The organism is Ideonella sp. P3_A4, assembly GCF_056403075.1.
On sequence record NZ_JBFUGE010000616.1, the window covers coordinates 1 to 3451 of the forward strand.

The 3451-nt window shown below is 68.3% G+C and carries 3 protein-coding genes; all 3 read right to left on the bottom strand.

Features of this window, described 5'->3' with window-relative positions:
• Nucleotides 1-1224, bottom strand: a 1224-nt coding sequence (hisS, locus tag AC1DYI_RS29940; protein ID WP_477207763.1) for a histidine--tRNA ligase, incomplete at its 3' end; no start/stop codon positions are given.
• A gap of 104 nt (nt 1225-1328) precedes the next feature.
• On the bottom strand, nt 1329-2627 hold the full coding sequence (gene ispG, locus AC1DYI_RS29945; protein ID WP_477207764.1) for a flavodoxin-dependent (E)-4-hydroxy-3-methylbut-2-enyl-diphosphate synthase: 1299 nt from the start codon (nt 2625-2627) through the stop codon (nt 1329-1331).
• A gap of 11 nt (nt 2628-2638) precedes the next feature.
• On the bottom strand, nt 2639-3451 hold an 813-nt coding region (locus AC1DYI_RS29950), incomplete at its 5' end, for a RodZ domain-containing protein (protein ID WP_477207765.1).

Genomic DNA, 3451 nt, shown 5'->3' on the forward strand with positions numbered 1-3451 from the left:
CACGCTCACCGTGCCCCGCGCCATCTCGTCGCCACCGAAGACCAGCGCGAAGCGGGCACCGCTCGCATCGGCCTTCTTGAACTGCGCCTTGAAGTTGCCGCCACCGGCGTGCATCTGCACGGCCACGCCCGCAGCACGCAGTGCCTCGATCGCGACCAACGCCTGCGGCAACGCGCTTGCGTCGGGGATCACCGCATAGACGTCCGGCGCACCGCTGGGCACCGGAAGGCCCAGTTCCTGGATCAGCAGCAACAGCCGTTCGATGCCCAGGCCGAAACCCACCGCCGGCGCGCTCTTGCCGCCCAGTTGTGCGATCAGCCCGTCGTAGCGGCCGCCGCCGCAGACCGTGCCCTGCGAGCCCAGATGGTCGGTGACCCACTCGAAGACCGTCAGGTTGTAGTAGTCCATGCCGCGAACCAGGCGGGTGTTGACGCGGTATTCCAGGCCCGCGGCGTCGAGGATCGACCGCACCGCATTGAAGTGCGCCAGCGTCTCTTCGCCGAGGAAGTCCATCAGCTTCGGCGCGGCTTCGACCATCGCCTGCATCGCCGGGTTCTTGGTGTCCAGAATGCGCAGCGGGTTGGTGTGCAGGCGGCGCTTGGCCTCTTCGTCCAACTGGTCGGCGTGGGCCTCGAAGTGGGCGATCAACGCCGCGCGGTGCGCGGCGCGCTCGGCCGGCTGGCCCAGGCTGTTCAGCTCCAGACGCACGTGCTGGCCCTCGACGAGGCCGAGCTCTTTCCACAGCCGCCGCACCATCAGGATGATCTCGGCATCCACGTCCGGCCCGGCGAAGCCCAGCGCCTCGACATCAAGCTGGTGGAACTGGCGATAGCGGCCCTTTTGCTGTTTCTCGTGGCGGAACATCGCGCCCATCGTCCACAACCGCAGCGGGCCGTTGTAGAGCGCGTTGTGCTCGACCATCGCGCGCACGATGCCGGCGGTGGCTTCGGGGCGCAGCGTCAGTTGGCTTCCGTTCATCGAATCAGTGAAGGAGTACATCTCCTTCTCGACGATGTCGGTGACCTCACCGAGGCCCCGCACGAACAGCGCGGTGGGTTCAACTGTCGGGGTCAGGATGTACTGGTAACCGTACCGCGCTAGCACTGATCGGGCAACGGTTTCGAACCACTGCCAGAGCGCGGAATCGGGGAGCTTGTCCTTGCGCGGAATGCTCCCCGGCAGGATGTCGTTCATGCCTTTGACGGCTTGGAGAATGTCAGCCATGTGATCTCGGAAGGATGGGCCAGCTAGCCAGAGTCGGGCCGGCGCGAAAGCTGATGTGCGCGGCTCAGGCCGCGCCCGGTGAGCAGAGGTGAATCAGGGCCGCGTCAATGCGCGGCGGTCACCGTGCCGTAGCGGCGCTCGATGTACTGCTCGACGATGGTCTGGAACTCGCGCGCGATGCCTTCGCCGCGCAGCGTCATCGCCTTTTCGCCGTCGATGAAGACCGGCGCGGCCGGAGCTTCGCCGGTGCCCGGCAGGCTGATGCCGATGTTGGCGTGCTTGCTCTCGCCCGGGCCGTTGACGATGCAGCCCATCACGGCCACCTTCATCTCTTCGACGCCAGGGTAGCGGGCGCGCCAGACGGGCATCTGCGCCCGCAGGAAATCGTCGATCTGCTTGGCCAGCTCCTGGAAGGTGGTGCTGGTCGTGCGGCCGCAGCCGGGGCAGGCGGTGACGCTGGGGTTGAAGCTGCGCAGGCCCAGCGACTGCAGGATCTCAAGCGCGACCACCACCTCTTGGGTTCGGGCCTCGCCGGGCTGCGGCGTCAGCGAGACGCGGATCGTGTCGCCAATGCCTTGCTGCATCAGCACCGACAGCGCAACGGCCGAGGCCACCGTGCCCTTGGTGCCCATGCCGGCCTCGGTCAGGCCCAGGTGCAGCGCGTAGTCGCAGCGCTGGCCGAGGGCCTGATAAACCGAGACCAGGTCCTGCACACCGCTGACCTTGCAGCTGATGATGATCTGGTTCGGGTCCAGCCCGACGTCGCGCGCGGCCTGGGCCGACTGCAGCGCCGATTGCACCAACGCCTGGTACATCACCTGCTTCGCATCCCATGGGTTGGCGCGCAGGTGGTTGTCGTCCATCAGCGAGGCCAGCAGCTCCTGGTCGAGCGAGCCCCAGTTGACGCCRATGCGCACCGCCTTGTCGTAGCGGCAAGCGGCCTCGACCATTTGGGCGAACTGCTTGTCGCGCTTGTCACCCTTGCCCACGTTGCCGGGGTTGATGCGGTACTTCGACAGCGCCTCGGCGCAGGCCGGGTGATCCGTCAACAGGCGGTGGCCGTTGTAGTGGAAGTCGCCGATCAGCGGCACGTCGATGCCCATGCGGTCGAGCTGGTCGCGGATGTGCGGCACCGCCGCGGCCGCTTCCGGCGTGTTGACCGTGATGCGCACCATCTCGGAGCCGGCAATGGCCAGTTCCTTGACCTGGATCGCCGTCCCGATCACGTCGACCGTGTCGGTGTTGGTCATCGACTGCACGCGCACCGGTGCATCGCCGCCCACGGTGACGACGCGATCGCCCCAAGTCACGCGGGCCTGGCGGCTACGGCGGGCAGCGGGGGCTGCCGGCACGATGGGTTGCTCGTCGTCCAGGGCTTGGGTCGGGTCCAGCTGTGCAGTCATTCGCCCACTCGTCATTTCAAATCCAGCCGCGCCACGTTGTCGCGGGTTTGGGGGGCCAGATCCAGCGGTCGGCCACGGAAACTCACGTCGGTACCCGACGCGTTGCCGATCTTGACACGCAGCGGCAAGACCCCATCGAAGCCCACGGCTTCACCGGCGGCCAGCGTTCGCGCCAGCAGCACCTGCGAGCGGCCATCCACCACCTCGACCCACGACGGCTTGTTGGCGCGCAGTTGCAGCAAGGTGCCACCCGGCACGGCCGCGACCGCAGACGCCGCCGGCACCGGCAAGGCACTGACGGGCGCCGACGCGACACTGCTACGCACGCCGGGCGCTGAGGCTGCCGGTGCCGGCGTTGTTGCTGGCGCGCGCGACACCCCCGTCGGCGAAGGCAAYTGCGTCGTCGGCAAGCCCGCGGTGGGCAGAGCCGGCGYCGGGAAGGCGGGTTCAGCGGCCGTGACCGCGCTGGCCGGCGTGCCCGGCACACTGAGCGGCGCACTGATGTTGACGGGCGGCGTATCGCCGGTGACCGATGGCGGCAACGACGAGGTTGTCAGCAGGCTGGGCAGGTGCCAATTCGCCGGCCAGAACAAGAAGCCCAGCGTGCCCAGCACGAGCACCACCACAACCAGCAGCACGGCGCGGCTGGCGCCTGGCATCTCGGCCGATTCGCGGCGCACACCGCGTTCGCGAAACGGTGCGTTCAGGCCGCGCTCGAGCTGGCTGAGCGCGCCGCTGTCGAGCTCGGGCAGTCGCTCCAGCACCGGCGCCGGGTCGATCTTCAAGGCCCGGCAGGCGGCCTGCGCCAGCGCGCGCACGAAGGT